Consider the following 25,900-nt stretch of genomic DNA (forward strand, 5'->3'; position numbering starts at 1 on the left):
CCACGCCCCGGCCCCTGGTGGTCCCACCAGGGGCTGTGTCCTATTTCATGGTGTTCGGGTAGCTTCGATGGCATGAGGACCAGGCCGTTTTCCCTGCTGTCTGCCCTCGCCGGGCTGACACTCCTTCTCCTGCTGGCCCTGGCTTCCGGCGCGGGTGCCGGAACCACGGGCATCTCCGACGCGGCCGCCGCCCTGAAGCAGGACCCGGTCTATGTCGACCCGGCCGCCCGCTCCCAGCTCTCCCCGGCCGACGAGAAGGCCCTCGAGCAGAGGATCGTGAGCGCGGACAAGCCCGTGTTCGTCGCCGTCCTGCCCGCGAGCGCGCAGTTCCCGGCGGGGAGCGTGCTGCGCGATCTGCGCACGGCCACCGGGATCACCGGGCTGTACGGCATTCGTCTCGGCGACCGCTTCGACGCGGGCGCCGACGGCAGCGTCATGCCGCGGAACGCCGTGCGGAACGTCGTCTCCGGCGTGAACACCCCGGGCGTCGACGCCGCCACGCAGCTCGACAACTTCGTCGACCAGACGCTCCCGACCGTGCGCGGCAGCGCACCGGCCTCGTGGAGCGACGGGTCCGACCCCGACGGCGCCGGCACCGGTTCGCTGATCGCCGTCGGCGCCGTCCTCGTCGCGGGCGGGGCCGGGGCGTACGCCGTGGTCCGCCGCAGCCGCCGGCGCAAGGCCGAGGAGGAGCGGGCCGCCCTGGAGAAGCTGCGGGTGGTCGTCGACGAGGACATCACCGCCTACGGCGAGGAGCTGGACCGGCTCGACTTCCGCCCGTCCGAGCCGGGCGCCGACGACGCCATGCGCGCCGACTACGAACGCGCCCTGGACTCCTACGAGGAGGCCAAGTCCGCCATGGCGGCCGCCGAGCACCCGCATGACGTCCGGGTCGTCACCGAGGCGCTGGAGGAGGGCCGTTACGCGCTCGCGGCGCTCGCCGCGCGCAGGGAGGGCGCCCCGGTGCCGGAGCGCCGCGCCCCGTGCTTCTTCGACCCCAGCCACGGCCCCTCCGTGACCGACATGACGTGGACCCCGGCGGCTGGCGCCCCCCGCGAGGTGCCCGTGTGCGCCGCCGACGCGGCCCGTCTCCGGGACGGCGAGGACCCCATGGCACGCACGGTGGAGACCGAGTCCGGCCGCCGCCCGTACTGGGAGGCCGGACCGGCGTACGGGCCCTGGGCGGGCGGCTACTTCGGCGGCGGTCTGCTGCCGGGCCTGCTGGCCGGCACCCTGCTGGGCAGCGCGCTGTCCACGCCCGCGTACGCCTCCGAGTACGGCGGCGGCGACTTCGGCGGCGGGGACTTCTCCGGCGCCGACTTCAACTCCTCCGACTTCGGCGGCGGCTTCGGCGGCGACTGGGGCGGCGGAGGCGGCTTCGACGGAGGCGGTGGCTTCTGATGCGCAGCAAGAAATGGAACGTCGAGATCGTCATCACCGAGAGCGACCGCACGACCCAGGCGGAGGCGCGCCTGAGGGGGCAGAACGCGGAGCTGTACGTCGGCGAGGGAACGGCCCACCGCAATCGCGCGGACCAGGACATCCCCCACATCGGCGATGAGCTCGCGGTGGCGCGGGCCCTGAACGGGGTGAGCCACTCCCTGCTCCACGAGGTGGCCACGGAGATCGAGTCCCGCACGGGCGAGCACGTGCACCGCCTCCGCGAGGGGTGAGCCGCCGGTCCCGGCAGGCCGGGCCGCACCGCGCCGGGCCCCGTCCTCCCCGGGAGCCCGGGGGCCAGGGTGGAGCGACAGGTTCGGGCCACCGCCGACCAGCTCCGTTCGGTGACAGATCCTGTGCGAAGCGTAGTCAGGATGGCGCGAACCCCTCTTGAGCCGGCCTTGCGGGCGCAAAAGACTTTGTCCTGTGCCGAGACGGGTGTCCGCCCGCACGGGGGTCTGCGGCACTCCGCTCGTACCGGCCGACCCGAGGAGGCCCCCCGTATGCCCGAAACCGGCACGCGACGCACCGGACACCCGATCACCCTGGCCGACGGAACACCCACCCGGACGCGCGAGGCGACCCCCGCCGACCTCGGTCCGGTCCAGGCGCTGCACCGCCGCTGCTCGCCGGACAGCCGCGCCATGCGCTACCACGCGGGTACGCCCGGACTGTCCGCGGCGGGCTGGCGGATGCTGTGCGATCCGGAGCGCGGCACCACCCTGGTCACCACCACCGTCCAGCGGACGGACCGCATCATCGCCATGACCAATGTCATGCGCACGGGACGGCAGGGCGTCGGCGAGTTCGCCGTGCTGATCGAGGACGCCTGGCAGTCCAAGGGGCTGGGTACGGCGCTCGCAGCCCACGCGGCCGAAGTCGCCCGACGGGACGGGCACCACACCCTGACCGCGGCCGTGGCGGCCGCCAACGTGCCGATGCTGCACGTCCTGGAGAATCTCGACGCGCCGCCCGCCCTGGCCACCGGCCCGGTCATCGACATCGAGATACCGCTGTAGGGGAGGCCGGCGAAAGTGCGTTGCACCGGCCCGGCGGGCTGCATGAGGCTCGGCGCATGACCGACAACGAATCCGGCGGCTCGCGGGACGTGTCCGCCCTCTTCTCCGGCGGCAGGCTGAGGGCCGTCCCGCGCAGGGCGGCCCGCCGCGGGCAGCTGCTCGACCATCTCGCGCGGACCCTGTTCGAGCAGGGCCGGGACTACACCGAGCGCGAGGTCAACGACGCGATCCGCACGGTCCACGACGACTGCTCGGCGCTGCGTCGCTATCTGGTCGAGGCCCGTCTGCTGACTCGCGCCAGGGACGGCAGCGCCTACCGGCGAGCCGTGTGACCGCACGTGCGGGTGCAGGGGGTGCACCCATGCCGAACCCCCGTCCGCGGGGACGGGGGTTCGCCGGCTGGGCGGAGGCGCGCGGTCAGGCGGCCTGCTTGATCGCCGAGATGTCGAAGTTCAGCTTCACCTTGTCGCTGACCATGACACCGCCGGTCTCCAGCGCGGCGTTCCAGGTCAGGCCCCAGTCGGAGCGCAGGATCTCGGCGCTGCCCTCGAAGCCGACGCGCTCGTTGCCGTAGACGTCGGTCGCCGTGCCGTTGAACTCCAGGTCGATGGAGAGCGGACGCGTCACGTCCTTGATGGTGAGGTCACCGCTGATGCGGTACTTCTCGCCACCGAGCTGCTCGGCCGTGGTCGAGCGGAAGGACATCACCGGGAACGTCTCCACGTCGAAGAAGTCACCGCTGCGCAGGTGGCCGTCACGGTCGGCGATGCCGGTGTCGATGCTGGCGATCTTGACGTCGATGGTCGCGGCCGAGCGGGACGGGTCGGAGCCGTCCAGCTGCAGCGTGCCCTCGTGGTCGCTGAACGTGCCGCGCACGTTGGTGACCATGGCGTGGCGCACGGTGAAGCCGATGCTGCTGTGGGCCGGGTCGATGGCGTACGTGCCGCTGAGGGCGACCAGCGCGGGGTCCACCGTGCGGGTGGCGGCGGGGGCGGCGGCTTCGTTGGTCTTGCGGTTGAACAGGCCCATGATTGCTCCTCGGGGACGTGGTCGGGCGGGGCGGTGGCCTTCCCGGCCACTCGTTGAACCTTCAACGACGACCACCATAGAAGCATTCCCGTTCAAGTTTCAACTTTTCTCGTGGATCGTCACCGCGCCGCGGTCCGGACGGTCCCCCGGTGTCCCCCCGTGCCGGTCCCCGGGCACTTGGACTGAGCGAGCGGCGTTGTTGGACTGGCGGCGCCGCCGGAGGACGAATCCGTTGACCCCGTCCTGACGCGGCCGCTACCCAGTGCCCATGTCGCTCTTCAGAAGGCCCCGCTCCGCATGCGTGGTCGCCGTCGTCACGGCCGCGCTCATCGCCCCGGCAGGACCGGCCGCCGCGGCCCCCGGCCCGGCCGGCGGTCCTGCCGGGACGCCGGTGCTCACCTCCGGCAGCCTGGCCGTGACCGTCGCCGACGACTTCCCCCGAGTGCTCTCGTACACCGACCGCGCCTCCGGCGCCCGCATGCTCGGCAGCACCCGCCCCGTCACCGAGGTGACGCTCAACGGCACGGCCCGTACCGTGCGGCTGAAGGGCGCGCCGCGCGTACGGGCCGCGAGCGCCGCGTACACCCTGACGTTCCCCGGTCTCCCGGACGTGGAGATCGACGCGACGCTCTCCCTCTCGGGCCGCGCCACCACCTTCGAGGTCACCGCGGTACGGGACACCGAGGCGTTCCGGGTCGGGACCATCGACGTCCCCGGGCACGACCTGGTCTCGGTGGGAAGTGCGGAGCACGGCGCCGCGACCGCCTTCACCCGGCTCGACCCGGACTCGACGCGGACCGCCGACGTCTTCGGCAGGGTCACCGAGGCGACCCCCGCCGACCCCGCGCCCGTCGGCGCCTCGTACGCGCTCGTCAACACGGGCGCGCTCGCAGCGGCCGTCGAGTCCAACTCCAGCTACGACAAGCCCTCCGGAGCCACCGGCGGCGACGACGCCCGCTTCTGGCACCAGGCCCGCACGGCGGACGACGGGTCCGTGCGCGTCGGCGTCCGGTCGGGGCAGTGGACCTACCGCGGCGCCGGCGCCCCCCGCCCCGCGAGCGGCCGGGCCCTGCCGTGGGCGAAGGTCGTCGTCACCCCCGACGCCAACGGCGATGGCCGGACCGACTGGCAGGACGGCGCGATCGCCTTCCGCACGATCGGCGTCACGGCACCGGGAAGCGGGGGCACACCCGACCGGGTCGTCACGCACATACCGTTCAACTTCGCCAGCCAGGCCACCCACCCGTTCCTGCGGACCCTCGACGACGTCAAGCGCATCTCGCTCGCCACCGACGGCCTGGGCCAGCTCGCCGTCCTCAAGGGCTACGGCTCCGAGGGCCACGACTCGGCCCACCCCGACTACGGCGGCAACCACAACGAGCGCGCCGGCGGACTCGAGGACCTGAACACACTGCTGAAGGCCGGTCGGAAATGGGGGGCGACCTTCGGTGTGCACGTGAACGCCACCGAGGCCTACCCGGAGGCCAGGAACTTCAGCGAGACCCTCGTCGACCGGACGAAGCCGGGGTGGAACTGGCTGAACCAGAGCTACCACATCGACCAGCGGCGCGATCTGACCAGCGGTGACCTCGCCCGCAGGTTCCGGCAGCTGCGCGACGAGACCGACCGCAACCTCGGCTTCCTCTACATCGACGTCTACTCCACGCACGGCTGGATCGCCGACGAGACGATGCGGACCGTGCAGGCGCAGGGCTGGAACGTCGGGACGGAGTGGTCCGACAAGTTCGAGCGGGCGTCCCTGTGGTCCCACTGGGCCAACGACCTGGACTACGGCGGCGCCACCAACAAGGGACTCAACTCGCGGATCATCCGCTTCATCCGCAACGGCGAGAAGGACGTCTGGAACGACCACCCGGTGCTCGGGCAGACGGCACTGGAGGACTTCGAGGGCTGGACCGGCGAGACCGACTGGAACGCCTTCACCGCCAACATCTGGCAGCGGAACCTCCCCGCGAAGTTCCTGCAGCACCAGCGCATCATCCGGTGGGAGGGCGACGACATCACCTTCACCGGCGGCGTGCGGGGCACGCTCGAGGACGGCCGCCGGACCTTCTACACCGACGGGCGCAAGGTTCTCGACGGCGACCGGTACCTGCTGCCGTGGGACGGCGGCAGGAAGCTGTACCACTACGACAGGACCGGCGGCACCAGCAGTTGGGCGGTCCCCGGCAAGGGCACGTACACGGTGTACGCGCTCACCGACAACGGCCGGGTGCGGACCGGCACGGTCCGCCCCGTCGACGGGAGGATCACCCTCACCGCCGAGGCCGGCCGCCCGTACGTCCTGTACCCCGACCGCGCTCCCGCACCCCAGGACCCGTCCTGGGGCGAGGGCGGCCCGGTCCGGGACCCGGGCTTCAACGACGCCCGGCTGGGCCGATGGGCACGCACCGGCACGGTCACGCGCGACACCGACGACCACGGCCGCAACAGCGCCCGGCTGACGGGCCCGGCCGCCGCGTCCCTCTCCCAGCGCGTCACCGGTCTCACGCCCGGCAGGCGGTACACCGCGTCCGCCTGGATCGAGGTCCGGCCCGGTGACACGCGCCGCACCGTCCTCTCCGCCGGAGGACGCTCGGTGACCGTCGAACGCTCCGCCGTGCGGAACGAAGTCGCGGCCTCCGACTGGCACTCCACCCACTTCCAGCGCGCCAAGGTCAACTTCACCGCCCCGCCCGGCGGTGCGGTCACCCTGGGGATCGCCGCCGCCGGGGGCTCGCCCGCCCCGGTCCGGGTGGACGACGTACGCCTCGTGGAGAACGCGCCCGCGGTGAAGGACGGCACCGTCGTCCACGAGGACTTCGAGGCCGTCGACCAGGGCTGGGGCCCGTTCCTCAAGGGCGACGCCGGCGGGGTGACCGATCCGCGCACCCACATCGGCCGGCTGCACGCCCCGTACACCCGGGCCGGATGGAACGGGAAACTCGTCGACGACGTCCTGGCCGGCGCCGAGTCGCTGAAGTCCCACGACGAGAACAGCGGTCTGGTGTACCGCACCGCGCCCTGGACGGTCCCCATGAAGGACGGCCACCGCTACCGGGTCGCGTACGACTACCAGTCCAGCCACGCGGGCGCGTACGAGTGGGTCACCGGCTACGACCGGAGCGGTGGCGGCGCCGTGGAGACGCGGCGCACCCCCATCGGGGCCCAGCGGACCACCGGCCACCTCTCGGAGACCGTCACGGCCGGCTGCGGCGATACCTGGACCGGACTGCGCAAGCGCCCCGACGCCCCCGAGGGCGCCGACTTCGTGCTCGACGGCTTCACGGTGACCGACCTGGGGCCCGCCGGGGCGGCGCCCGCCTGCGGGACGCTCGGCGTGGCCGCCGCCGGGACGCTGGAACCCGGCCGCGCGAACGAGGTCACGGCGGTCTTCGCCAACGACGAGGCCGGACCCGCCACCGGGGTCTCCGTCGCCCTGCAACCACCTCCCGGCTGGACCGCCGAGCCCGCCGGCCCGATCGACTTCGCCTCGGTCGCCCCGGGCGCCAGGGCCACCGCCACATGGCGGGTGACCCCGCCCGTGGACGCCGAGTACCGTCCCTACGAACTGGCGTCCACGGCCACGTACACCGTCTCCGGCGGCCGCCGCACCCTCGGCGCCACGGCCACCGTGCGGACCCTGCCGCCACCGCCGACGAACGACACCTGGGCGAGCGACCTGGACTGGACGTCCGCCGAGAACGGCTGGGGGCCCGTCGAGCGCGACCTCTCCAACGGGGAGACGGGGCCGGGCGACGGCAGCCCGATGAGGATCGGGGGAGTGGCCTACGCCAAGGGCCTCGGTACGCACGCCCCGGCGAAGGTGCGCTACCACCTCGGCGGCCGGTGCACGTCCTTCACCGCCGAGGTGGGCGTCGACGACGTCCAGACCTCGGGCGGCAGCGTGCAGTTCGCCGTCGCCGCCGACGGCTCGGAGAAGGCGACCTCGCCCGTCCTGCGGGCGACGGACGCGGCCTGGCGGCTCACCGCCGACGTCACCGGCGCCCGGTACGTCGAGCTGACCGTCACCGACGGCGGCGACGGGAACGGGAACGACCACGCGGACTGGGGCGCCGCCCGGTTCCACTGCGCGGACTGAGGGACCGCCGGGGTGCGGGGGAGCGGCATCCTCCGCACCCCGGCGGCGGTGCCGTGCAGGGCGGCGCGAGCCCCGGTGGCCGGTCGCGGCGCCCGGGCCCGTCAGGTCTACCCGGCCTGCCGCGCCCGGTTGGCGGAAGTCGCCGGCCACGCCGGCCGGCGACGTCCTGATCGAGGCGTTGTGGCCGCCGTCCCCCGGTGCTACGCCAACTCCCAGCCGGACTCCGCCACTTCGTTCCCGGGAGGCCCCCGTTGCCCGCGCCGCCCGCCCTGCCCGCCTGGTCCCGCCGTGCCTTCCTGCTCGCCTCCACCTCGGGCGCGCTCTCCCTGACCCTGCCCGCCCCCGCGTGCGCGACCCCGGCAGGAGGCGCCGGCCGCGCCGGCGACGAGTACGCCGCACTGCGCCGGCGCTGGCTGGACCTCCAGCTCGGCACCGGCTACGACCCGGCCGCGGAGCCGTACGCCTCCCGGCTCGCGGAGACCGGCCGGCTCGCCCGGACCTTCCGCGACTCCATGGCACCCGCCGGGGACTCCCTCTTCCCCGGCCTCCGCTTCGACCCGCCGTCCGGCATCACGGCCGGCTACAGCCGGCTGTGGACCATGACGCAGGCCTGCCTCCAGCCGGGCACCGGGTCGACCGGTGACGCGACGCTGCTCGCCGACGTTGTCCGTGGCGTCGACCATCTCTCCGAGCGGATCTACAACCCCTCCACCGCCCGCTACGGCAACTGGTGGGAGTGGCAGATCGGCAGCCCGCGGCTGCTGATGGACATCGTCACGGCCCTCCACGACGAGCTCACCGACGAGCAGCGCCTCGCGGCGTGCGCCGCCCTCGACCACTTCGTACCGGACAGCATGCTCGGCTCGTACACGGGCACCAGCACCGGCGCCAACCGCGTCGACCTCTGCCGCTCGGTCATGCTGCGCGGCATCGCCGGTGCGGAGCCGGCGAAGATCGTCCTCGCCCGCGACGCGCTGTCCCCCGTCTTCCCCCACGTCACCACCGGCGACGGCCTCTACGCCGACGGGTCGTTCGTCCAGCACACCTGGGTCGCCTACTCCGGCACGTACGGACAGGTCCTGCTCGACGGCCTCGGCCGGCTCTTCGCCCTTCTCGCGGGCTCCGCCTGGGACGTCACCGACCCCGGCCGGACCACCGTCCTCGACAGCGTCGAGAACGCGTTCGCCCCGCTGATCCACGACGGCCTGATGATGGACAGCGTCAACGGCCGGGCGATCAGCCGGGGCCACCTCTCCGGCGACAGCCGCCAGGTCATGCGCAGTGACCACTTCCACGGCCACGCGATGATCGCGGCCGTCGCGCTGCTCGCGGGCGGGGCCCCGGAAGCCGAGCGGACCCGCTGGCACTCCATGATCAAGGGCTGGATCGCCCGGGACACCGTCAGCCCCGTCCTCACCGACCGGCAGTTCGGGGTGGCCGATCTGGCCCGGCTGCACGCCGTGGCCGCCGCCCCCGTCCCCGCCGCGCCGGAGCCCGTCGGGCACAAGCTGTTCGCCGCCATGGACCGGGCCGTGCACCGCCGCCCCGGCTGGACCGCCAACATCGCCATGTCCTCGGAGCGGATCTCCGCCTACGAGTGCGGCAACGGGGAGAATCCGCGCGGCTGGCACACCGGCGCCGGAATGCTCTACTGGTGGCCGGGCACGGACCAGGGCGACCAGTACACCGACTGGTTCTGGCCGACCGTCGACTGGTACCGGCTGCCGGGGACGACCGTGTCGACCAGGCGCCTCGCCGACCGGGAGGGCGGCGAGTGGGGGGAGCCCAGACCGGCCGTGCGGTGGGTCGGCGGTGCGACCGACGGAGAGTACGCCGCCGTGGGCCAGCACCTCAAGGGGCTCGGCTCGACCCTGGAGGCGCGCAAGTCCTGGTTCTGCGCCGCCGACGCCGTGATCTGCCTCGGCGCCGGGATCACCTGCACGGACGGCGTGCCCGTCGAGACGGTCGTCGACAACAGGAACCTCGGTGAGCGGCCGGCCGCGGTCCTCACCACCGGCCGCCACGGCCGCTGGGCCCATCTGGACGGGCACGGCGGCTGGGTCGTCCTCCCGGCGGGTGCGGACCGCACGGATCCCGCGGGGGACTCCGGCGTGCCCCGGCTGCGCACCCTGCGCGAGGCCCGGACCGGTGCGTGGCGGGACATCAACACCACCGGCACCCCCGAACGGCGGACCCGGCACTACCAGACCCTGTGGCTCGACCACGGGACCGATCCGGTGAACTCGTCGTACGGATACATCCTGATGCCCGGGGCTTCCCGGCGGGCGGTGGCGGCCCGCGCCGCCGACCGGGGCTGGCTGGAGATCCTCGACAATTCGGGCATCTGTCAGTCGGTCGTCGTCCGCTCGCTCGGACTGACGGCGGCGAACTTCTGGCGGCCCGCTACGGTGGGTGCCCTCACGGTCACCGCTCCGGCGAGCGTGCTGGTACGCGCTCGCGGCCGGACCGCTACGCTCCACATCAGCGAACCCATGCGGTCCGGGCTGCCGTTGGAGCTCGTCTGGGACCGTCCGGTGCGCCGGGTGGTGGACGCCGGCCCGTCGGTCGAGGTCCTGGGGACCGGGCGCCGCCTGCGGCTGCGCGTCACTCCGGGTACGGCAGGTGTCGTACATGGCTGCGAGGTGACCATCGGCTGATGTCGTTGTTGGACCACGACAAATCGGCGGGTCGTTCAACTGGTACTTCGCCTGTGGTGCGGAATGGTTCTGTACGGGGCTGACAGCAGAACGGGCGTGAGACTGTACGGAGTCAACGGCAGGATTTTCTTGGTCGGCTCCGTAGGGTTCGTACATGACCGTTTTGGACGAGACCGCAGGCGAGCCGACCGACGCACGGGGGCGTGTGGCGGAGCTGCACGCCCTTCGTGAGCAGGCGCGGCGCGGACCGAGTGACCGGGCGACCGAGGCGCAGCACGCCAAGGGCAAGCTGACCGCGCGCGAGCGTATCGAGCTGCTGCTGGACGCGGGGTCGTTCCGTGAGGTCGAGCAGTTGCGGCGGCACCGGGCCTCGGGTTTCGGGCTGGAGTCGAAGAAGCCCTACACCGACGGTGTGATCACCGGGTGGGGCACGGTCGAGGGCCGGACGGTCTTCGTCTACGCGCACGACTTCCGGATCTTCGGTGGCGCTCTGGGTGAGGCCCACGCCACGAAGATCCACAAGATCATGGACATGGCGATCGCGGCGGGTGCGCCGCTGGTCTCGCTGAACGACGGCGCCGGCGCCCGTATCCAGGAGGGTGTGTCGGCCCTTGCGGGCTACGGCGGCATCTTCCAGCGCAACACCAGGGCCTCGGGCGTCATCCCGCAGATCAGTGTGATGCTGGGCCCGTGCGCGGGCGGCGCGGCCTACTCGCCGGCGCTGACGGACTTCGTGTTCATGGTCCGCGAGACCTCGCAGATGTTCATCACCGGTCCGGACGTCGTCAAGGCGGTCACCGGCGAGGAGATCACCCAGAACGGCCTCGGCGGCGCGGACGTGCACGCCGAGACCAGCGGTGTGGCGCACTTCGCCTACGACGACGAGGAGACCTGCATCGCGGAGGTCCGCTACCTGCTGTCGATGCTCCCGCAGAACAACCGGGAGAACCCGCCGCAGGCGCCGAGCGAGGACCCGGCGGACCGCCGCTCGGACGTCCTGCTGGACCTGGTCCCGGCCGACGGCAACCGCCCGTACGACATGCACAAGGTCATCGAGGAGATCGTCGACGACGGCGACTACCTGGAGGTCCACGAGCGCTGGGCGCGGAACATCATCTGCGCGCTGGGCCGGCTCGACGGGCAGGTCGTGGGCATCGTCGCCAACCAGCCGCAGTCGCTGGCCGGCGTCCTGGACATCGAGGCGAGCGAGAAGGCCGCGCGGTTCGTCCAGATGTGCGATGCCTTCAACATCCCGATCCTCACGCTGCTGGACGTTCCCGGCTTCCTTCCGGGGGTCGACCAGGAGCACGGCGGGATCATCCGCCACGGAGCGAAGCTCCTGTACGCCTACTGCAACGCGACGGTGCCCCGGATCTCGCTGATCCTGCGCAAGGCCTACGGCGGCGCGTACATCGTCATGGACAGCCAGTCCATCGGCGCCGACCTCACCTACGCCTGGCCGACGAACGAGATCGCAGTGATGGGCGCGGAGGGCGCGGCCAACGTCATCTTCCGCCGCCAGATCGCCGACGCCGAGGACCCCGACTCCATGCGCGCCCGCATGGTCAAGGAGTACAAGGCCGAGCTGATGCATCCCTACTACGCCGCGGAGCGCGGACTGGTCGACGACGTCATCGACCCGGCCGAGACCCGCGAGGTGCTGATCCGCTCCCTCGCCATGCTCCGCACGAAGCACGCCGATCTGCCGTCCCGCAAGCACGGCAACCCCCCGCAGTAACCCACGAGGAGAACGCTGCACATGACCACGCCCGCCGAATCCCTGCTCCGCGTCGAGAAGGGACACGCCGACCCCGAGGAACTGGCCGCCATCACGGCCGTGCTCCTCGCCCGTGCCGCATCGCAGCCTCAGGCCGTGCCGGCCCACCGCGGCCGCAGCACCGCCGGGTGGCGCCGTCTGGAGCGCCAGTCCGGCTTCCGCGCCCCGCACTCCTGGCAGGGCTGACGCCCTCCCGGCCACCGAAGGCCCCGTCCGTCCCCCTGGGACGGACGGGGCCTTCGCCGTCCCGCGTCCCCGCCCGGGGCACCGCGGCGCACACGGGAAGGCCCCGTACACCGCGACGGTGTACGGGGCCTTCCCGGGAACGGGACGGGTACGGCGCGACCGGCCTACCGCAGTCGTGCCATGAGTGCGTGCTCGACGAGCGTGATCAGGGCGCTCTTGGCGTCGGCGCGGTGGCGGGCGTCGGTGGTGATGATGGGGGCGTCGGGGCCGATCTGGAGTGCCTCGCGGACCTCGTCGGGGGTGTACGGCTGGTGGCCGTCGAAGCCGTTGAGGGCGATGACGAAGGGGAGGCCGCTGTTCTCGAAGTAGTCGACCGCGGGGAAGCAGTCGGCGAGTCTGCGGGTGTCGACGAGGACGACGGCGCCGATGGCGCCGCGGACGAGGTCGTCCCACATGAACCAGAAGCGGTCCTGTCCGGGGGTGCCGAACAGGTACAGGATGAGGTCCTGGTCGAGCGTGATACGGCCGAAGTCCATGGCCACCGTGGTGGTGGTCTTGTCGCCGGTGTGTGTGAGGTCGTCGATTCCGGCCGACGCGGACGTCATCACGGCCTCGGTACGCAGCGGGTTGATCTCCGAGACGGCACCGACGAACGTGGTCTTGCCCACGCCGAAGCCGCCCGCCACCACGATCTTCGCGCTGGTGGTTGAGCGGGCTGCACCGCCGCTAGAGCTTGCGAAGTCCACTGAGCACCCTTTCGAGCAGTGTCACGTCTGGCTGACCGCCGGCGGACTCGTCGCCGCCGGGCTGGTGGATGGCGACGAGTCCGGCCTCGGCCAGGTCGGCTACGAGGATCCGGGCGACGCCGAGGGGGATGGAGAGAAGTGCCGAGATCTCAGCCACCGACTTGATCTCGAAGCACAGCCGGCAGATCCGCTGGTGCTCGGGCAACTGCCCTTGCAGCCGTGCGGGATCGGCCGTGGTGCTGACCAGCGCCTCGATGGCGAGCTGGTAGCGCGGCCGGGTCCGGCCGCCGGTCATCGCGTAGGGGCGCACCAACGGGTTGCTGCTGCCCGACGCGGGCGCCGGTTCCGGGGCCCGACGAGGAGCCACCGGCTGGATCCGGGGGCCCTGCGGCTGGTTGTACGACGGGTCGTACGGCTGCTGCGGCCGCTGGTAGGGCTGGGGACCGCTGCCTCTGCTCGGTGAAGAGGGGAAGTTGAAGCGGTTCTGAGCGTGCTCACCCGGAGACTGCTGAGCCCCGTCGTATGGGTGTCCGCCTGGGGGTGTTGCCACGATTCCTCCTCCGAGTGCCGTACGCCGGTCCATGTCCCTGTGGAGCCGCGCCACCGCACCCTATGGTGCGGTGGCGATAAACGCACTGCCGTTCAGCTAGTTGAGAAGACTTCCCTGGAGTTCGGCACGCAGGTCCGGGGTGAGGACGGTGCCGGCACGGTCGACCAGGAGAGCCATCTCGTAGCCCACGAGGCCGATGTCGGCGTCCGGGTGGGCGAGCACGGCCAGCGAGGAGCCGTCCGAGATGGACATGATGAAGAGGAAGCCGCGCTCCATCTCCACGACGGTCTGGTTGACCGCGCCGCCTTCGAAGATCCGGGACGCCCCCGCGGTCAGCGAGGTCAGTCCCGATGCCACCGCCGCCAGCTGGTCGGCGCGGTCGCGGGGAAACCCTTCGGACATCGCCAGCAGGAGTCCGTCGGCGGAGACCACCACGGTGTGGGACACCCCGGGGGTGTTGTCCACGAAGTTGGTGATCAACCAGTTCAGATTCTGCGCCGCCTGGCTCATCGGGCTCACACTAACGCTCCTGGTTGTAGGTACTGCCCGGGCCGAAGCCCGATCCGTTCGTGTCCGTTCCCGCGCTGCGTCCCTGCTGGACACCGCGCCGCAGGTTGCTCAACCTGCCACGCACATCCTCAGGGGCGCGGGACACCTGAGGGCCGTTCTGCGGGGTCTGCTCGGCCGTACCCTCGATCAGATTGGCCTTGGGGACCCGGCGGGGAAGCCCGGACGAGGTGACTCCGCCGGCCGCGGGCTTGCGGAGCTTCTCGGCCCGCTGCCAGCGCTCGTCGTTCTTCGAACGCCACTCGGCGGAGTCGTCCGTCTCCGTGCCCCCGCCCTCGGCGGCCTGGGGCGCCTGGGGGGCCTGCTTGGCCTGTCCCGGCGTCCGGCCCCCGCCGGAGGAGGACTGCCACTGCTGCTGTCCCTGCTGCTGCTGTCCCTGCTGCGGCTGTCCCGGCTGGCCGCTGCCGCGGCGCGGCAGGCCGGCGTCGGTCATCTGGTGGCCGGCACCGGTGGCCGGACCGGGACGCTCGAAGCCTACGCGCTCGGCGCCGTTCGCGGGAGCGGAGGGAGCAGATTCCGCATCCGCCCGGTACTCCGGCTCGTACGCGCCCTGGTACGTGTTCTGGTCTGCCCACTCTGCCTGGTCGGGCTGGGAGGCGTAGCCGTTGTCGTACTGCGGTGCGGAATTCTGCGAGCCGTCGTACGAGGCTTCCGCATAGGTCTGCTCCGGGTGCTCCGCGTAACCGCCGGAAACCTGGAACTCGCCCGTGTTCTCGTACCCGTTGGCGGCGTAGCCGTTCTGGTCGTAGCCGGCCTCGTACCCGTTCCGGTCGTACCCGTTCTGGTCGTACGCGGACTGCGGCTCCTGCGCGTAGCCCTGCTCGTACTGCTCGTCGGCGTAGCTCCCCTGATCCGCGTAGGCCTGCTCGGTCTCGTCGCGGAACAGCGGGCGGTCGCCTGTCTGCGCCTCCAGCGCAGCGCGGCGCTCCTCGCGCATCAGCGAGCGGTTGACCGGGTCCAGCTGCCGGGACTCGGCGGGCTGGTCCTCGTAGCGGGAGTCGTCGAAGCCGAGCTCCGCGGCGGTGCGCATCGGCGCGGCGTCGAAGGACTGCTGCGTCGGGATCATCTGGGAGACGGTGAAGTCGTCCTCGGGGAGCGCCTCGCCACCGCCACCGTGGGTGATCGCGTCCGGGAGCATGACCAGCGAGGTCGTGCCGGCCTGCTCGCCCGACGGGCGGAGCTGGACGCGGATGCCGTGCCGGTCGGACAGACGGCCGACCACGAAGAGGCCCATGCGCTGCGAGACGGCGGCGTCCACCGTCGGCGGGTTGGCCAGCTTGTGGTTGATGTCGGCGAAGTCCTCGGCGGTCAGGCCGATGCCCTTGTCGTGGATCTCGATCATGACGCGGCCGTCGGGCAGCCGCGTCGCGGTGACCCGGACCTTCGTCTGCGGCGAGGAGAACGTGGTGGCGTTCTCCAGCAACTCGGCCAGGAGGTGCACGAGGTCGGTCACGGCCTGGCCGTGGATCTCGGTCTCGGGGACGCCGGTGAGCTCGATGCGCTCGTAGGACTCCACCTCCGAGGAGGCGGCACGGAGCACGTCCACCAGCGGCACCGGCTGGTTCCAGCGGCGGCCGGGCTCCTCGCCCGCGAGGACGAGGAGGTTCTCGCCGTTGCGGCGCATACGGGTCGCCAGGTGGTCCAGCTTGAAGAGGTTCTCCAGCTGGTCCGGGTCGGCCTCGTTGTTCTCCAGGTCGGTGATCAGGGTCAGCTGGCCCTCGATCAGCGACTGGTTGCGGCGCGAGAGGTTGGTGAAGATCGCGTTGACGTTGCCACGGAGCAGGGCCTGCTCGGCGGCGAGCCGCACGGCCTCGCGGTGGACCTGGTCGAAGGCGCGGGCGACCTCGCCGATCTCGTCCTTGCTGTCGATCGGGATCGGCTGCACCCGGGTGTCGACCCGGCCCGGCTCGGTGCGCGAGAGCTGGTCGACGAGCATCGGCAGGCGCTGCTCGGCGATGCCGAAGGCGGCGGTCCGCAGCTGGCGCATCGAGCGGCTCATCTGGCGGGCCACCATGCCGGCCAGGATGAACGCGGTGAGCAGGGCGATGACGACGATGAGACCGTTGACGATGGCGTCGGCCTTGGCGTCGTCCGAGATCCGCGCGGCCTCCGTCACGGCCTTGTCGACGAGTTCCTTCTCGACCTCGCTGTAGCCCTCGAACTTGGCGGTGGCGGCGGCCATCCAGATCTCCGGGGTGACGCCCGCCTCCGCGAGTTCGTCGGGGTCGGCACCGGTGCTGATCGCACCGACCATGCCGCCGAGGACCGAGCCGTCCTCGTCCTTGGGCGGAGGCTGGATCTTCTGTCCGGCGGCAGCGGCCTCGGCCATCTTGGCGGCCAGCGCCTTCTGGCCCTCTTCCGTCTTCCTGGCCATGACCTCCCTGAGCCGGTCCACGTCGGCCTGGGTGCCGCCGGACTGGTACTCACCGAGGGCGATGCCCTCCAGGTAGGCGTAGGAGGTGAAGGCGATGGTCTGGCCGGCCCTGATGTCCTTCTTCTTGCTCGGGCGGACCAGCAGCTCCGTACCGATGGAGCGCTGCAGCGACTCGGCGGCCTTGGCCAGCTGGATGGCGTACACCATCCGGCCGTAGCTCGTGACGTTGCCGGTGCCGAGACCGAGCTCGTTGGCGAACTCCATCAGGTAGTGCTGGACGCCGACGTAGCTCTCCTGAGTGGCGACCGGGCCCCGCTCGTCGTCGGAGGGGTCGTTGGGGTCCTCGCCCTCCGACTTGGTCGCCGTCTCGAACTCCACGGTGTAGGCGGCCTGGCGAAGCTTCTCGAGGCCCGGCTCCGCGGCGCGGAAGAGGTTCAGGCGCCGCTCCAGGCCCTCCTTCTGCGGCATGTCCTTGACGGCCTCGTCGAACTTCGCCTTCGCGGCGTCCGTCGCGGCCCGCGCCTGGACGACGACCGTGTCCTTCCGGTCGCCCTTCAGGAGGGGCTTCGCGGTGAGGTCCCGCTCGTTGAGGAGGGCCTGGCCGTACTCCGAGGCGGCCCGCACGATGAGGGCCGTCTTCTCGGCGTCCTGGGCCTCGTTCCAGGTGTCGATCGACCCCTTCACCTGGAAGCCGCCCATGACGAGGCCGACCAGCGCGGGTATGAGGAGGATCGCGTTCAGCCGGGTCGGCACACGCCAGTTCCGCGGCGACAGCCTGCTGGAGCTGCCACCGGTGGTGGGGGGCTCCACGGGCTGCACATCCGCGGGCGACGCCGCTGCGCGCGGGGGCGGGGTGAAGTTGCCCCGCGCCTGCTGCTCTGCGGAGCTCGTCTTGCTTCGCCTCACTCGACCAACAACCTCTCGGCGTCGGCACCTAGGTTGTGCCGATTATTGTTCAGGGCCGTACTACTCATGAGTTCGTTGATTTCAGCACGCCAAGGGGGTCGGTTCCAAACAGCGGGAACTGGCCAGTCCGTACTCCTCAAGCCGAAGATAAAACGGGCATAAAGAGCGAGCCCCGGCAAAAAGAGGGGCCAGTGTGAGCACAGCGGTACCAGCCGGATGCATCGGGTGTCCGAACCCCGAGAATTCTCTGTCGAAACGTTATGAACATGGAGGCGGACCGTGTCAAAAAGACACGGCCCGCCCATGAAAGGTCTACGACAACTTCCGTAGCCGCACTTCTACTTGAGTCGTGCCATGAGTGCGTGCTCGACGAGCGTGATCAGGGCGCTCTTGGCGTCGGCGCGGTGGCGGGCGTCGGTGGTGATGATGGGGGCGTCGGGGCCGATCTGGAGTGCCTCGCGGACCTCGTCGGGGGTGTACGGCTGATGCCCCTCGAAGCCGTTGAGGGCCACCACGAAGGGGAGGCCGCTGTTCTCGAAGTAGTCGACCGCGGGGAAGCAGTCGGCGAGTCTGCGGGTGTCGACGAGGACGACGGCGCCGATGGCGCCGCGGACGAGGTCGTCCCACATGAACCAGAAGCGGTCCTGTCCGGGGGTGCCGAACAGGTACAGGATGAGGTCCTGGTCGAGCGTGATACGGCCGAAGTCCATGGCCACCGTGGTGGTGGTCTTGCCGCCGGTGTGCGTGAGGTCGTCGATTCCGGCCGACGCGGACGTCATCACGGCCTCGGTACGCAGCGGGTTGATCTCCGAGACGGCACCGACGAACGTGGTCTTGCCCACGCCGAAGCCGCCCGCCACCACGATCTTCGCGCTGGTGGTCGACCGGGCGGAACCGCCGCTAGAGCTTGCGAAGTCCACTGAGCACCCTTTCGAGCAGTGTCACATCCGGCGTGCCGCCGGCCTCTCCGTTGCCCGGCTGGTGGATCGCCACCATGCCGGCCTCCGCCAGGTCCGCCACCAGGATCCGCGCCACACCCAGCGGCATCGACAGCAGCGCCGAGACCTCGGCCACGGACTTGACCTCCCGGCAGAGGTGGCAGATCCGCTGGTGCTCGGGCAGGAGCGTCGACAGGTGCGCCGGGTCGGCCGTGGTGCTGACCAGCGCCTCGATGGCGAGCTGGTAGCGCGGCCGGGTCCGGCCGCCGGTCATCGCGTACGGACGCACCAGCGGCTGGTCGCCCTCATGACCGTAATCGGTGTCCATGGGGACACCGTACGGATCGTGAGAGGCGGGGGGCGGGGTCATGAATCCTCCGGGCGTGACAGCAAGTGGTCGGCTGTGCCGTCTGACTGGGCCGGTGGGGGGCCGGATGGGGCGGCCGGACGGTGAGTGGACGGACGAGGGATTACCTGGGGTGTACCTGGGGCGCACACCCCCGAACGGCGGGCTTCCTGAGAATTCCTAGTGGAGGAGGCTCCCTTGGAGTTCGGCACGCAGGTCCGGGGTGAGGACGGTGCCGGCACGGTCGACCAGGAGAGCCATCTCGTAGCCCACGAGGCCGATGTCGGCGTCCGGGTGGGAGAGCACGGCCAGCGACGAGCCGTCCGAGATGGACATGATGAAGAGGAAGCCGCGCTCCATCTCCACCACCGTCTGGTTGACGGGGCCGCCCTCGAAGATCCGGGACGCCCCCGCGGTCAGCGAGGTCAGTCCCGACGCCACCGCGGCCAGCTGGTCGGCGCGGTCGCGCGGAAACCCTTCGGACATCGCCAGCAGCAGACCGTCGGCGGAGACCACGACCGTGTGGGACACCCCGGGGGTGTTGTCCACGAAGTTGGTGATCAACCAGTTCAGGTTCTGCGCCGCCTGGCTCATCGGTCTCAACTAACGCTCCTGCTGGTGAGTGGGGCCGACGTTGTAGCTGCCGGTGTTTCCGGAGCCGCCCGCCTGACGACCCTGCTGGATGCCCCGACGGAGGTTGGTCAGCCGGCCCCGCACGTCGTCCGGCGCACGGGAGACCTGCGGACCGCTGTGGTGGGCCTGTTCCTGAGCGGTTCCCGGCACGAGGTTGGCGCGCGGGACCCGTCGGGGCAGACCGGAGGTGGTGACACCGCCGGCCGCGGGCTTGCGGACCCGCTCGGCCTGGCGCACCAGCTCGTCGTTGGGCGAGGTCCGCCAGGAGGCGGCACCCGCGTTGTGCTGGCCGCCCTGACCCTGCTGGCCCTGGCCGGCCGCGGGACGGCGCGGCGGGCCCGACGGGGCGGTACGCCCGGCCGACGGCTGCTGCTGCGCGGCCGGGGGCTGTGCGACACCGTTCGCCCCGCCGCCCTGGTTCTGGTGGAACCAGTTCGTCTCCAGCGTGTCGTACAGCGGTGTACGGCCGTCGCCGGGACCGGAGGCCGGAGGAAGCGCCTCTGGCTGCGGCTGCGCGGGCAGGCTGCCCACGGCAGGACGCGGCGCACCGAAGTCGGCACCGCCCTGGCGCGGACGGGGCGCTGCGGGGCGGCCCTGGCCCTGGCCCGCGGCGGGCGGACGCGGGGCATTGAAGTCGGGCCGCGCGAACTGCTCGGTGGCCGCGGGGTCCTGGGCCTGCGGACGACCGCCGAGGCCGTCGCCACGGGCGGCACCGGGCCGACCGTACTGGCCGGTCGACTCGGGGTCCTCGTGGCCGCGCGGCGCGTCCTGGGCGGAACGCTGCTGCTCGCCGCCCCAGCCGGCGGGCTGCGGGTGCTGCTGCCGACCACCGTTGCCCGGCAGTTCGGCGCGCGGGCCGCCGGCCGTCGGCTGCTGGTGGCCGGCGTTGCCGGGCTGTGCGGGACGGCCCGGGGTGCGGCCGCGGTCCTGCGCGCCCGGTCCGGCCGGACGGCCGCGCCCGGCATCGGCACCGAACGCGCCGGCGGGAGAGCCGCCCTGACGGGAGAAGTCCTGCTGAGCGGGATCCTGGCCCGGACCGCCCTGCTGCGGACCGCCCTGGAACGCACCGCCGTCACGGCCGGGAAGCGCCGCACGCGGAGCCGATCCGCCACCGACCTGCCCGCGCTGTCCGCCGGGAGCGGGGCGGCCGCCGGAGGGACCGGTGCCGAGACCGGGGCGTCCGCCGCCGGCCGCACCGGGCCCACCGGTCAGACCCCGGCCGCCGCCGGCACCCGCGGGAGCCTGCGGGGCGCCGTTCTGCCCGCCCGGACCGGGCTTGCCCGGCGCCTTCTTGCCGCCGTGGGCGACGTCGACGGGGAGCATGACCAGCGCGGTCGTACCACCGGAGTCGGAGGGGCGGAGCTGGATGCGGATGCCGTGCCGCAGGGACAGGCGGCCGACCACGAACAGACCCATGCGGCGGGACACGGAGACGTCCACGGTGGGCGGCGACGCCAGCCGCTCGTTGATCGCGGCGAGGTCCTCGGGGGAGAGGCCGATGCCGGTGTCGTGGATCTCGACGAGCACGCGGCCGTCGGGCAGGGCGTGACCGGTCACGCGGACCTTGGTCTGCGGCGAGGAGAACGACGTCGCGTTCTCCAGCAGCTCCGCGAGGAGGTGCACGAGGTCGTTGACGACGCGGCCGGCGACATCGGTCGCCGGCACGGACGCCAGCTCGATGCGCTCGTACTGCTCCACCTCGGAGGCGGCGGCACGGAGCACGTCGACCAGGGGGACCGGCCGGGTCCAGCGGCGGCCGGGCTCCTCGCCCGCGAGGACGAGGAGGTTCTCGCCGTTACGGCGCATACGGGTCGCGAGGTGGTCCAGCTTGAAGAGGGAGGACAGCTGGTCCGGATCGGCCTCGCGGGACTCCAGTTCGGAGATCAGCGACAGCTGACGCTGGATGAGACCCTGCGAACGACGCGAGAGGTTCGTGAACATCGCGTTGACGTTGCCTCGCAGGAGGGCCTGCTCGGCCGCGAGGCGGACCGCCTCGCGGTGCACGTCGTCGAAGGCCGCGGCCACCTTTCCGATCTCGTCCCGGGAGTGCACACCGACGGACTCGACCGTGGTGTCCACGTCCTGCGGGTCGGCCTCGGACAGCTGCTTGACCAGCTCGGGCAGGCGGTCCTGGGCGACCTTGGTCGCGGTGTCCTGCAGCCTGCGCAGCGAGCGGATCATGGACCGGGCGACGACGAAGGCGCCGACGAGCGACACACCGAGCACCAGCAGGATGAGCGCACCGTTGATGATGGCGTCCTGCTGCGACTCCTGCTTGAGCTCGCGGGCCTTGCTCTCCATCTCACCGAGAAGCGTCTTCTCGATGGTGTTCATCGCGTCGATCTTGGTGTCGGCCTGGTCGGTCCAGTCCTTGTAACCGCGGCGCTCGGCGCTGGCGAGACCGCTGGGGCGGCTGAGCACGCGGATGGCGTAGCCGTTCGCCTCCTCGATCTCGGAGTTGCCGTCCACCAGCGGTGCGGTCAGCTCCTCGGCGTTGCCGCCGAGGGAGGCGTAGATGCGCTTGAACGAGGCGAGGGCCTGCTTCTCGTTCTCGGCCGCGTCGTCGCCGGTGAGGCGGTCGTTCTCGCTCATGTCACCGGCGGTCTTGGCGTTGGCCGGGAGGGCGGCCGCGATGATCGCGCGCTGGATCGACGCGTACTCCTTGGCGGCGGAGAAGGCCGCCAGGGCGCGGGTGCGCTTGATCATCTCGGGGTTGTTGGTCGCCTGTGCCATGTCCTGGGACAGGGTGAGCAGCGATGTGATCAGCCGGTTGTACCGGTTGACCGTCTGGGTGGTCGAGTCCTCGCTGTCGTAGGCGGTGCCCCGGATCTTGGCGATCGTCGTGACCTGCTGGGCGATCTGGCTGACGTTGGCGTGGATGCTCTCCAGCGCCTCGTCGCCCGAGGTGTCGCCGATGTCCACGGCCGCGGCGAGGAAGGACTCCCGGCGGCGGTCCGTCTCCCTGCGGGGCTGGGTGACCTCGAAGGCGTTGACGTTGCCGTTGTTCGCCAGCGGGCCGGCCGCGTGGTCGCGCTCCTCCTGGAGCGCCTCGGCGAGGGCCGTGGCCTCCTTGGTGAGCTTGGTCAGCAGCTGCATGTGGTCCAGCTGCTCGATGTCGCTCATCGACTCGTTGATACGCAGACCACCCAGGGTGGTCGCCGCGACAACGGGGAGCGCGAGCAGGGAGACCAGCCGGGTGCTGATGCGCCAGTTGCGCAGGGCGATACGGGAGCCCGTGTCGGAAGGGCCCTTGCCCTTGGCCTTGGGCCGGTCCGCCGGCTCCGCGGCGGAGGCGGCGCCGGGGCGCGCCCCGCGGTCCCCGCTGTCACCCGCCGGACCCTGGTTCTGGGTGTGCTGGGGCGAGGGGCCGCGGTCGCTCGCGCCGCGCGGCTCCTGTTCAGCGGCAGCTTCCCCTTGGCCCTGGCGGGCCTGGGGACGCCCCATGCCATCCCTCTTGAAACGTCCCTGCACTAGCGTCGCAACCTCTGGACCAGGCGTCCCCCGTGGAACGGAAGGACGGTGTCGGCGTCATAGGGGCGGTGGAGGCGCCCCCAGGTGGTCGTGGCCGGCGCTCTCCCCCTTCCCGCCGCCACTCGGCGCTGCGTTGCGCCACCTGCGCGCCGGTAGGAAACCCGCGGCGGTGCGTGGAATTCCAGCACAGTGCCGGATCTCCAACAAGGGCCGTGTACCGGCCTGTGACCTGAGTGACACGTTGTGAGCATGACGTCACGAGACGTAGAAAGTGATCGCGGAGGAATCGGGCGTTTATTCACGAGTCGCTTACGGGTGGGGGGTGTCCCAGTCGCGATGATCAGGAGCGGAATGGCGCATTCAGGTGTGCAATGTCCGTTTCTGAACGCGGGTTTGGCTGACCGGAATGACGGAATTGCCCTTCGGGTCGTGAGCAAACTCACACGTAGATCGTTGGCTCTTCCATGCTTTCGCAGGGATATCGCTGTTTAGCCTGACGCTTTACAAGCACCGGCACACTGACTAGGCGAGCGATGAAGACGACGATGATGTTCCGCAACATAGCCAACCCCCGCCGCACGACCCTGGCGCACCTCGAGGACGCCGGTGAACTGCAGCCGGAGGCGCAGCCGGAACCGTCCGCCGTCCTCCCCGTCCAGACGGCCAACCCCCGCCGCACGACCCTGGTGGACGCCCCCACGGCTCCGTAATACGGCAGGTCGGCCCCGTCCCGCGCGTTAGCCTGGAGCGTCAGACTCCAGCCAGCGGAACAGAGGGGCGCGAGGCACCCGTGCGGATCGCCAGATTCTCCATCGACGGCAATGTCGCCTTCGGCGCGGTCGAGGGCGAGGGAACCGGCGATCCGGCCGGCCTCGTTCTCGACGTCATCAAGGGCATTCCCTACGGCGACTTCGAGCTCTCGGGCACGAAGATCCCCCTGAGCAAGGTCCGGCTGCTGCCGCCCGTCCTGCCGAACAAGGTCGTGGCCATCGGCCGCAACTACGCGGAGCACGCGGCGGAACTCGGCAACGAGGTCCCGGAGGCGCCGGTCGCCTTCTTCAAGCCCACCACCTCGGTGATCGGCACCGGCGACGCGATCGAGTACCCCTCGTTCTCCGACGAGGTGCACTACGAGGCCGAGCTCGCCGTCGTGATCGGCCGGTTGTGCCGCGACGTCCCGCGCGACCGGGTCAAGGACGTCATCCTCGGCTACACCTGCGCCAACGACGTCACCGCCCGCGACGCCCAGAAGCGCGAGAAGCAGTGGGCCCGGGCCAAGGGCTTCGACACCTCCTGCCCGCTGGGCCCCTGGGTGGAGACCGGCATCGGCCTGGCCCGCGCCGGCGACCTCACCATCCAGTGCACGGTCAACGGCGAGCAGCGCCAGCTGGGGCGCACGAGCGACATGATCCGCTCCATCGAGGACCTGGTCGTCCACATCACCGAGGCCATGACGCTGCTGCCCGGAGACGTCATCCTCACCGGCACCCCGGCCGGGGTCGGCCCCCTCAACGTCGGCGACGAGGTCGCCGTCACCATCGAAGGCATCGGCACTCTCACCAACAAGGTGATCAAGCGTGGCTAACGCGACCAACGTCCGCGTACGTTTCTGCCCCTCGCCGACCGGCAACCCCCACGTGGGTCTGGTCCGCACCGCCCTGTTCAACTGGGCGTTCGCCCGGCACCACCAGGGCACCATGGTCTTCCGCATCGAGGACACGGACGCGGCACGCGACTCCGAGGAGTCGTACAACCAGCTGCTCGACTCGCTGCGCTGGCTCGGGCTCGACTGGGACGAGGGTCCCGAGGTCGGCGGCCCGCACGAGCCGTACCGCCAGTCGCAGCGGATGGACGTCTACCGTGACGTCGCCGAGAAGCTGCTGGCCGGCGGGTACGCCTACCGCTGCTACTGCACCGTCACCGAACTGGACGAGCGCCGCGAGGCGGCCCGCGCCGCCGGCAGGCCCTCCGGCTACGACGGCCACTGCCGCGACCTGTCCGACGAGCAGAAGGCCGCCTACGAGCGCGAGGGCCGCGAGTCGATCGTCCGCTTCCGGATGCCCGACGAGCCGATCACCTTCACGGACCTGGTCCGCGGCGAGCTCACCTTCACCCCGGACAACGTGCCGGACTACGGCATCGTCCGGGCCAACGGCGCGCCGCTCTACACGCTGGTGAACCCGGTCGACGACGCGCTGATGGACATCACCCACGTGCTGCGCGGCGAGGACCTGCTGTCCTCCACCCCGCGCCAGATCGCGCTCTACAAGGCGCTGATCGAGCTCGGCGTCGCCCATCGGATCCCGGAGTTCGGACACCTGCCGTACGTCATGGGCGAGGGCAACAAGAAGCTCTCCAAGCGCGACCCGCAGGCGTCCCTGAACCTCTACCGGGAGCGCGGGTTCCTGCCGGAGGGCCTGCTCAACTACCTCTCCCTGCTCGGCTGGTCGTTCTCCGCGGACCAGGACGTCTTCTCCGTCGCCGAGATGGTCGGGAAGTTCGACATCGCGGACGTCAACGCCAACCCGGCCCGCTTCGACCTCAAGAAGGCCGAGGCGATCAACGCGGACCACATCCGCCGGCTGGACGTGAAGGCGTTCGCCGAGGCCTGCGAGCCCTGGCTGCGGGCCCCGCACGCCAACTGGGAGCCCGAGGGCTTCGACCAGTCCGCGTGGGAGGCCATCGCCCCGTACGCCCAGACCCGGCTGACGGTCCTCTCCGACATCACCGCGAACGTCGACTTCCTGTTCCGCGAGGAGCCGGTCGAGGACGAGGCGTCCTGGCAGAAGGCGATGAAGGAGGGCTCCGACGCCCTGCTGCGCACGGCCCGCGAGAAGCTCGCGGCCGCCGACTGGGCCGCCCCGGAGGCGCTGAAGGACGCGGTCCTGGCCGCGGGCGAGGAGCACGGCCTCAAGCTCGGCAAGGCCCAGGCCCCGGTCCGCGTCGCGGTCACCGGCCGCACGGTGGGCCTGCCGCTCTTCGAGTCGCTGCAGATCCTGGGCCGCGAGAAGTCGCTGGCGCGCATCGACGCGGCACTGGAGAAGCTCGGGGCGTGACCCGTCCCCCGACCCCCGGAGGGGCGGCAGCCACCGGCTGCCGCCCCTCCGTCGTCTCCCGGCGCCGCGTTCGCCGGAGCCTGCTCCCGGCGACCCTCGATCC

Annotated in this window: 20 protein-coding genes; 11 read left to right on the forward strand and 9 right to left on the reverse strand. The window is 71.5% G+C overall.

What is annotated here, in order from left to right:
- Positions 1–72: 72 nt before the first annotated feature.
- The 4 genes from QRN89_RS24755 to QRN89_RS24770 all read left to right on the forward strand — a co-directional run bounded on the left by QRN89_RS24755 (position 73) and on the right by QRN89_RS24770 (position 2,791).
- Positions 73–1,401, forward strand: coding sequence for a hypothetical protein (locus QRN89_RS24755; RefSeq protein WP_290351580.1), 1,329 nt, complete (start codon positions 73–75; stop codon positions 1,399–1,401).
- Complete coding sequence (locus QRN89_RS24760) at positions 1,401–1,673, forward strand: DUF1876 domain-containing protein (protein WP_290351581.1); 273 nt, start codon at positions 1,401–1,403, stop codon at positions 1,671–1,673. Before QRN89_RS24755 ends, QRN89_RS24760 begins: the two co-directional genes overlap by 1 nt.
- A gap of 270 nt (positions 1,674–1,943) precedes the next feature.
- On the forward strand, positions 1,944–2,459 hold the full coding sequence (locus QRN89_RS24765; protein ID WP_290351582.1) for a GNAT family N-acetyltransferase: 516 nt from the start codon (positions 1,944–1,946) through the stop codon (positions 2,457–2,459).
- A gap of 56 nt (positions 2,460–2,515) precedes the next feature.
- Complete coding sequence (locus QRN89_RS24770; RefSeq protein ID WP_290351583.1) at positions 2,516–2,791, forward strand: DUF2087 domain-containing protein; 276 nt, start codon at positions 2,516–2,518, stop codon at positions 2,789–2,791.
- Positions 2,792–2,876: 85 nt separating this feature from the next.
- On the opposite strand, the gene QRN89_RS24775 is transcribed toward QRN89_RS24770, so the two are convergent.
- A complete protein-coding gene (locus tag QRN89_RS24775) occupies positions 2,877–3,488 on the reverse strand; it encodes a YceI family protein (RefSeq protein ID WP_290351584.1) in 612 nt (203 codons plus the stop codon).
- Between the two features lie 268 nt (positions 3,489–3,756).
- Here QRN89_RS24775 and QRN89_RS24780 point away from each other — a divergent pair, with 268 nt between their 5' ends.
- The 4 genes from QRN89_RS24780 (at position 3,757) to QRN89_RS24795 (ending at position 12,210) form a co-directional block, all read left to right on the forward strand.
- Positions 3,757–7,590, forward strand: a complete 3,834-nt coding sequence (locus QRN89_RS24780) for an endo-alpha-N-acetylgalactosaminidase family protein (RefSeq protein WP_290351585.1) — start codon at positions 3,757–3,759, stop codon at positions 7,588–7,590.
- 251 nt (positions 7,591–7,841) lie between these two features.
- Entirely contained in the window at positions 7,842–10,247 is a 2,406-nt protein-coding gene (locus QRN89_RS24785) for a polysaccharide lyase 8 family protein (protein WP_290351586.1), read from the forward strand.
- Between the two features lie 154 nt (positions 10,248–10,401).
- Positions 10,402–11,985: an acyl-CoA carboxylase subunit beta gene (locus QRN89_RS24790; RefSeq protein ID WP_290351587.1), complete on the forward strand. Its 1,584-nt coding sequence runs from the start codon at positions 10,402–10,404 to the stop codon at positions 11,983–11,985.
- Positions 11,986–12,006: 21 nt separating this feature from the next.
- On the forward strand, positions 12,007–12,210 hold the full coding sequence (locus QRN89_RS24795) for an acyl-CoA carboxylase subunit epsilon (RefSeq protein WP_138052968.1): 204 nt from the start codon (positions 12,007–12,009) through the stop codon (positions 12,208–12,210).
- A 164-nt stretch (positions 12,211–12,374) separates the two neighbouring features.
- Here QRN89_RS24795 and QRN89_RS24800 read toward each other — a convergent pair whose 3' ends face one another.
- From QRN89_RS24800 to QRN89_RS24835, 8 genes are all read right to left on the reverse strand, one after another.
- Entirely contained in the window at positions 12,375–12,956 is a 582-nt protein-coding gene (locus QRN89_RS24800; RefSeq protein ID WP_026165101.1) for a GTP-binding protein, read from the reverse strand.
- Positions 12,937–13,506, reverse strand: a complete 570-nt coding sequence (locus QRN89_RS24805; protein WP_290351588.1) for a DUF742 domain-containing protein — start codon at positions 13,504–13,506, stop codon at positions 12,937–12,939. The genes QRN89_RS24800 and QRN89_RS24805 overlap by 20 nt, the downstream gene beginning before the upstream one ends.
- Before the next feature lie 96 nt (positions 13,507–13,602).
- Positions 13,603–14,016, reverse strand: a complete 414-nt coding sequence (locus QRN89_RS24810; protein WP_030980891.1) for a roadblock/LC7 domain-containing protein — start codon at positions 14,014–14,016, stop codon at positions 13,603–13,605.
- 10 nt (positions 14,017–14,026) lie between these two features.
- Positions 14,027–17,353, reverse strand: coding sequence for a sensor histidine kinase (locus tag QRN89_RS24815; RefSeq protein ID WP_290351589.1), 3,327 nt, complete (start codon positions 17,351–17,353; stop codon positions 14,027–14,029).
- 338 nt (positions 17,354–17,691) lie between these two features.
- Positions 17,692–18,273, reverse strand: a complete 582-nt coding sequence (locus QRN89_RS24820; RefSeq protein WP_290351590.1) for a GTP-binding protein — start codon at positions 18,271–18,273, stop codon at positions 17,692–17,694.
- Positions 18,254–18,661, reverse strand: coding sequence for a DUF742 domain-containing protein (locus tag QRN89_RS24825; protein ID WP_026165243.1), 408 nt, complete (start codon positions 18,659–18,661; stop codon positions 18,254–18,256). Before QRN89_RS24825 ends, QRN89_RS24820 begins: the two co-directional genes overlap by 20 nt.
- Before the next feature lie 156 nt (positions 18,662–18,817).
- Positions 18,818–19,231, reverse strand: coding sequence for a roadblock/LC7 domain-containing protein (locus tag QRN89_RS24830; protein ID WP_290353850.1), 414 nt, complete (start codon positions 19,229–19,231; stop codon positions 18,818–18,820).
- Between the two features lie 9 nt (positions 19,232–19,240).
- Complete coding sequence (locus QRN89_RS24835) at positions 19,241–22,714, reverse strand: nitrate- and nitrite sensing domain-containing protein (protein WP_290351591.1); 3,474 nt, start codon at positions 22,712–22,714, stop codon at positions 19,241–19,243.
- A 560-nt stretch (positions 22,715–23,274) separates the two neighbouring features.
- Between QRN89_RS24835 and QRN89_RS24840 the strand changes: the two genes are divergently transcribed.
- The 3 genes from QRN89_RS24840 to gltX all read left to right on the forward strand — a co-directional run bounded on the left by QRN89_RS24840 (position 23,275) and on the right by gltX (position 25,797).
- Entirely contained in the window at positions 23,275–23,451 is a 177-nt protein-coding gene (locus tag QRN89_RS24840) for a hypothetical protein (protein WP_290351592.1), read from the forward strand.
- 80 nt (positions 23,452–23,531) lie between these two features.
- Positions 23,532–24,326, forward strand: a complete 795-nt coding sequence (locus tag QRN89_RS24845; RefSeq protein ID WP_290351593.1) for a fumarylacetoacetate hydrolase family protein — start codon at positions 23,532–23,534, stop codon at positions 24,324–24,326.
- Positions 24,319–25,797: a glutamate--tRNA ligase gene (gene gltX, locus QRN89_RS24850; protein WP_290351594.1), complete on the forward strand. Its 1,479-nt coding sequence runs from the start codon at positions 24,319–24,321 to the stop codon at positions 25,795–25,797. The genes QRN89_RS24845 and gltX overlap by 8 nt, the downstream gene beginning before the upstream one ends.
- Positions 25,798–25,900: the final 103 nt, after the last annotated feature.

The organism is Streptomyces sp. HUAS CB01 (assembly GCF_030406905.1).
Classification (GTDB): Bacteria; Actinomycetota; Actinomycetes; order Streptomycetales; family Streptomycetaceae; genus Streptomyces; species Streptomyces chengbuensis.